Annotated in this window: 3 protein-coding genes; all 3 read right to left on the bottom strand. The window is 71.5% G+C overall.

Annotated elements, in window-relative coordinates:
- A partial coding sequence (locus tag IO20_RS0117750) for a UbiA family prenyltransferase (RefSeq protein ID WP_107062866.1) occupies window positions 1–969 on the bottom strand: 969 nt, incomplete at its 3' end.
- Window positions 966–2,153, bottom strand: a complete 1,188-nt coding sequence (locus IO20_RS0117745) for an inositol-3-phosphate synthase (RefSeq protein ID WP_397789887.1) — start codon at window positions 2,151–2,153, stop codon at window positions 966–968. The genes IO20_RS0117745 and IO20_RS0117750, both read right to left, overlap by 4 nt.
- A gap of 108 nt (window positions 2,154–2,261) precedes the next feature.
- A complete protein-coding gene (locus IO20_RS0117740) occupies window positions 2,262–5,990 on the bottom strand; it encodes a ThuA domain-containing protein (RefSeq protein WP_030551365.1) in 3,729 nt (1,242 codons plus the stop codon).
- Window positions 5,991–6,000: the final 10 nt, after the last annotated feature.

The following is a 6,000-nucleotide window of genomic DNA, read 5'->3' as shown; positions in this document are numbered from 1 at the left end:
GGGGGCGGGGGCGGGCCCCCCGGAGGGGGAGGAAGTGGTGGTGGGGCCGGGCCGGCGTCCCGCCATGGCCCTGGGCGTCACACCGGATGCCGCGCCGGCCACGGTCAGGGTCACGGCGAGGGCGGCGAGTGGGGTGCGGGTGGAACCGCCCTGCGTCTCGTGTCGGGAGACGGCGGTGACGGCGTAGGCGTGGGCCCCGAGCAGAACGGCGGAGGGAAGGGCGGCACGGAGCGCGGTCCGGGCGGACCCTGTCGCCCTGCCGGTGGCGGTGGCCGTACCGGACCTGGTGACCCTGCCGGTTCCGGTGACCGTACTGGTCGCGGTGACCGTGCTGGTCGCGGTGACCGTGCCGGATCCGGTGACCGTGCTGGTTCTGCTGGTCGCGGTGGTCGTGCCGGACGGCCCGGTGGCCGTGGTGGTCCCCGTGGATTTGCCGGGCGCCGTGGATTTGCCGGTCGCCGTGGATTTGCCGGTCGCCGTGGTTCTGGCGGGTCCGGATGGCCTGGGTGTCGAGGCCGTCGCGCCGAGGAGGAGGTCCAGGGCGCGGGCCGTGGCCATGGTGGCGGGGCCCGCAGGGGTGTGCTTGAGGCCGAGGTCGTAGGCCCAGACCGTGGTGGCGAGCGCCGTGGCGACCGCCAGGGACGGGCGGCCCGCGCGGGCGGCCATGCAGAGGCCGGTCGCCGTCAGGGCGACCGAGGCGGCGAGGGCGGCCCCGGGGGTGATGCGGCCGGAGGGGAGCGGGCGGTGCGGGCGTTCGGCGGCGTCCTCCGCTCGGTCGGCCCAGTCGTTGAGGGCCATCCCCGCCTCGTACAGGCACAGCGATGCCCCGATCGCGTGGAGCGTGCCCCGTCCGGGGCGGGCTCCGGCGGCGGCCGCGCCGGCGAGGGCGTCGCCGGGTACGGACAGCAGGGCCGACACGCGGAGGAGTTCCGCCCAGGCGCGCGCCTTTCCGGCGCGGCCGCCGGTCATCGGGGGGTCTCCTGGTGCGGGGCGGCCGTCCGGTCGCGGGGCGGTCTCGTGCCCAGAGCGCGGCCGAAGGCGAGCAGGCGGGTGTACTGGTCGGCCAGGGAGGCGGGTGGTGTGCCTTCCGGGTCCTTGAAGTAGAAGGCGAGGTCTTCGAGGGGGCCCGTGAGGCCCCTCTCGTGGGCGCGGGCCGTGAGGCGGGCCAGGTCGAGGACGAGGGGGGCGGCGAGGGCGGAGTCGCAGCCCTGCCAGAGGGTCTGGAGGATCATGCGGGTGCCGAGGAAGCCGTCGAAGGCGATGTGGTCCCAGGCGGTCTTCCACTCCCCCAGCGCCGGGACGTCGTCGATGTGGACCTGGCCTTCGACGCCGGGGCCGAGGGTGTCGGTGAGGACGCGTTCCTTGCCGGCGTTCTTGGCGGCCGCGGCCGCGGGGTCGGCAAGGGAGGCTCCGTCGCCGCCGCCGAGGAGGTTGCTGCCGGACCAGGCGCGTACGGTCAGGGCCCGCTGGTGGAACATGGGGGCGAGGACGGCACGGAGGAGGGTCTGTCCGGTCTTGCCGTCGCGCCCTGCGTGGGGTAGTCCGCTCGTGGCGAGCGGTGTGGCGAGGGCGGGGTGACGCAGGCCGGTGGATGGCGTGAAGTTGACGTACGGGCAGCCGGCGCGGAGTGCCGCGGCGGCGTAGAGGCTGCTGGGTGGGAGCCCGGCGCCCCCCGACGCCGGCTCCGTGGAGGCCACATTGACGACTACGACGCGGTCCAGGCCAATGCGGCTGCGAAAGTTCGTCAGGTCGCCGGTGAAGGCGGTGACGAGTTGTTCGTCGGTGCGGGTGTCGCCGTGGACCGGGCCGCCGGGGCGGATCTCGCGGTCGGCCGCGTCCAGTTCCGCGGTGACGGCGTGGGCGAGACCGTACGGGAGGACTCCGGCGGTGGTGAGTTGTTCGGCGCGCTTGGGGAGCGGGCAGTCGGTGGTGTCGTGTCCGCCGAAGACCAGGGAGGCGAGTGGGGGGAGGCCGGCGTCGGCGAGGTCGGGGGTCTCGGTGGCCATGCCGGTGGGCGGGTGGAGTCCGGCGACGAGGGCGGCGCAGCCGGCCACGGTGGTGGTGGCGACGGAGCCTCTCGCGCCGATGAGCCAGATTCCGGTGCGGGGTGCGGGGGTCATGACGTCGGCCTCCCTGCTCGTGAAGCGGAACATGAAGCGGAACGTGAAAGCGGAACGTGAAAGCGGGACGTGAATGCGGGGGGTGACGGTGGGCGGGGGGTACGGCGCCGCCCCGCCCACCGTCGGCTGGGTGGGCTCCCGTCAGGAGGGGAGTTCCTTGATCCGGATGTCGCGGAAGGCGGCCTGGTCTCCGGCTCCGTGGTTCTGGATGCCGATGTGGCCGCTGGTGAGACTGCGGGCCGGGTCGGTGTTGGTGAAGTCGTTGATCTTGATGCCGTTGAGGAAGAGCTGGAGGCGTTCGCCCTGGACGCGGAGTTCGTAGGTGTTCCACTGGCCGGGGGGCCGGAGGGCCTGGTCGCGGGCTTGGAGGTCGGCCGACTTGAAGCCGTAGACGGCGCCGGTGGTGCGGTCGGGCGTGTCGGTGGCGTCGATCTGGATCTCGTAGCCGTTGTTCACGGCGGACCAGGGGTCGTCGGAGGCGGGGAAGCCGACGAAGACGCCGGAGTTGTCGTCGCCGGTGAGTTTCCAGTCGAGGGTGAGGGAGTAGGACCGGAATTCCTTGGCCTGGTACCAGAGCATTCCCATGCCGCCGACGGTGTGGAGTTCGCCGCCCGTGATGTCGAAGCCGCCGGGTCCGGCCTGCTTCCAGCCTTCGGTGGTGACGCCGTTGAAGAGGTCGCGGTAGCCGGTGCGGGGCCGGCAGTCGGCCTTGGTCTGGCCGGTGGCGTACTGGAGTCCGCCCAACAGGTGCTGCCGGAAGGCGGGTTCGCCGTACGACTCCTTGGTGTGGCCGCCACCGGTGTAGAAGGAGCGGCCGCCTCCGTAGGTCTGGCACCAGGCGATGGGATGGTCGCCCTTCATGGTGCCGCCCTGGTAGGTGGTCTCGTCGAGGGTGGCGAGGATGCGGGCCTGGCCGCGGGGGTTGGTGCGGTAGTTGTACCACTCGTCGGTGCGTTCCCAGGGGCCGTCGATGTGGGCGGTCGCGGGGTGGTCGTGGTCCTCGACGCGGAGGGTGGCGGGCTGGATCTGGGGGTGGGACTGGAAGTGGGCGCCGACGAGTCCGCCGTAGAAGCTCCAGTCGTATTCGGTGTCGGCCGCGGCGTGGACGCCGAGGTAGCCGCCGCCGTTGGAGACGTAGTTCTCGAAGGCGGTCTGCTGCTCGGTGTTGAGGACGTCGCCCGTGGTGGAGAGGAAGACGACGGCGTCGTAGCGGGCGAGGTTGGCGGTGGTGAACTGGCGTGGTTCCTCGGTGGCGTCGACGGTGATGTCACTGCCGGCGCCGATCTCCTTGAGTGCGGTGATGCCGGTGCCGATGGAGTCGTGCCGGAATCCGGCGGTCCTGGAGAAGACGAGGACGCGTTTGGCGGCGGGGTTCACCGGGGTGCCGGAGAGGGTGAAGTCGTCGACGTCGTAGAGTGCGCCGGTTCCGCCCTTGAAGACGAGGTAGAGCTCGGTGGTGCGGCGCGGGAGGTTGCGGAGCGGTACGTCGATGTCCTGGAAGGTCTCCCAGCCTCCGGTGACGGGGACGGGTGCGGAGCCGTGGAGGGTGCCGGTGGGTGAGCCGGTGCGGACTTCGAGGAAGCCTCCGGCGCCGGCGGAGGAGACGCGGGCGGTGAGCTTGGTGGAGCCGGTGAGGTTGTAGGGCCTGAAGGCGATCCAGTCGCCGTTGTCGATGTTGCCGACGGTGCGGCCGCCGTTCGCGGGGGTCTTGTCGATGACGGTGACGCCCTGCTGGGTGTCGAAGTGTTCGGCCTGGCGGTGGCGGGGCTGGAGTTTGGCCTGGTCGTTGCCGGTGAGGGCGGTCTGTCCGCCGCCTCCGCCGTCGGTGTACTCGGCGTTGAAGACGGCGAAGATGTTGGCGTCGTCGTCGTGGCCGCCGTCGGCGGAGGTCTTGATGGTGCCGGTGCAGCCGTTGGCGGTGGTGACGGGGTGGCCGTGGCTGTCGTGGCCGAGGACGTAGGTGACCTTGATCCTGGCGCAGTCGATGGGTGCGGTGGCGCCGTCTTCGGGGTCGGTGACGGTCACCTTGAAGGGGATGTCGTCGCCGAAGTCGAAGAGGGCTCCTTCGGCGGGGAGTTGGAGGGTTACCTTGGGTGCGGTGTTGCCGACGACGATGCGGACGGACGCGGAGCCGGTGCGGCCGGTCGGGTCCTTGGCGGTGACGGTGGCGGTGTAGGTGCCGTTCTGGCGGTACGTGTGGGTGGGGTGGGCGGCTGTGGAGGCGGGGGTGCCGTCGCCGAAGTCCCAGCTGTAGGTGAGGGGGTCGCCGTCGCCGTCGGTGGTGCCGGCGGAGGAGAGGGTGACCTTGAGGGGTGCGGTGCCGGAGGTCTTGCCGGCGCTCGCCTCGGCGACCGGGGAGCGGCCTCCGGTGGCGTTCTCGATGCGGTAGAGCCCTGCGTTGTGGTCGCCGCCGAACCAGGCGGTGCCGTAGTCGAGGACGTAGAGGGCTCCGTCGGGGCCGAAGGCCATGTCCATGATCTGGGTGCCGGTCCAGGGGACGGGGTTGATGGACTGGACGGTGCCGTTGGCGTCGTGGTCGATGCGCTTGATCCAGCGGCGGCCGAACTCTCCGGCGAAGAAGTCTCCGTCGTACGCCTCCGGGAACTTCACCGGGGAGGTGTTGGCGGGGTCGTGGCGGTAGACGGGGCCGCCCATGGGGGATTCGGAGCCGGTGCCGAACTCGGGGAGGGAGCCGCCGTTGTAGGGGATCCAGGCGGGTTCGGCCGGCGGGAGGTCGACGAGTCCGGTGTTGTGCGGGGAGTCGTTCCTGAGGCCGCCGCAGTCGTAGGTGGCGCCGGAGGTCTTGGTGGCGAAGTCGTAGTCGACGTAGGGGTCGTTGTCGCCGGTGCAGAAGGGCCAGCCGAAGTTGCCGGGTTTGGTGACGCGGGCGAACTCGACCTGTCCTGCGGGGCCGCGCTGGGGGTCGGCGGCGCCGGCGTCGGGGCCGTAGTCGCCGACGTAGAGGATGCCGGTGGGCTTGTCGACGCTGAAGCGGAAGGGGTTGCGGAAGCCCATGGCGTAGATCTCGGGCCGGGTCCTGTCGGTGCCGGGGGCGAAGAGGTTGCCTTCGGGGACGGTGTAGGTGCCGTCGTCGGCGACCTTGATGCGGAGGATCTTGCCGCGGAGGTCGTTGGTGTTGCCGGAGGTGCGGCGGGCGTCGAAGGCGGGGTTGCGGCCGGGGCGTTCGTCGATGGGGGTGTAGCCGTCGGAGGCGAAGGGGTTGGAGTCGTCGCCGGTCGACAGGTACAGGTTGCCCTGGGCGTCGAAGTCGATGTCGCCGCCGACGTGGCAGCAGATGCCGCGGGTGGCGGGGATGTCGATGACCTTCTTCTCGCTGGCGTTGTCGAGGGTGCCGTCGGCTTTCAGCGTGAAGCGGGAGAGGCGGTTGACGCCGTCGTAGGGGGCGAGTTCGGCGGGGGTGCCGTCGTTGGGGGCGTCGCCCGCGGGGGTGTCGAGCGGTGGGGCGTAGTAGAGGTAGATGGCTTTGTTCTGGGCGAAGTTCGGGTCGAGTCCGATGCCTTGGAGGCCTTCCTCGTCGTGGGAGTAGACGGGGACGGTTCCGATGACGGTGGTGTTGCCGGCGGCGTCGGTGCGGCGGAGTTCGCCTCCGCGGTCGGTGTGCAGGACGCTGCGGTCGGGGAGTACGGCGAGGGACATGGGTTCGCCGACTTCTTCGCCGCCCTTGGCGAGGGTGACCTGCTGGAACTCCTCGGCGGCGGCGGCCGCGGTGTCGGTCCCGACTGCCGTGTCGGTCCCGGCCGCGGCTGCGGTGTCGGTGTCGGCGGCGAGGCCTTGGGGGGCGCCGAGGGCGAGCAGTGCGACCGTGATGAGGGCGAGTGTGTTCCTGGCTCGGAGTCGTTGTCTGTGCACGGTTGTCCTC

It is taken from the genome of Streptomyces exfoliatus (assembly GCF_000725545.1).
Classification (GTDB): Bacteria; Actinomycetota; Actinomycetes; order Streptomycetales; family Streptomycetaceae; genus Streptomyces; species Streptomyces exfoliatus.
Note: the sequence above shows the minus strand (reverse complement) of the source record. Positions and strands in the feature narration are given on the sequence as shown.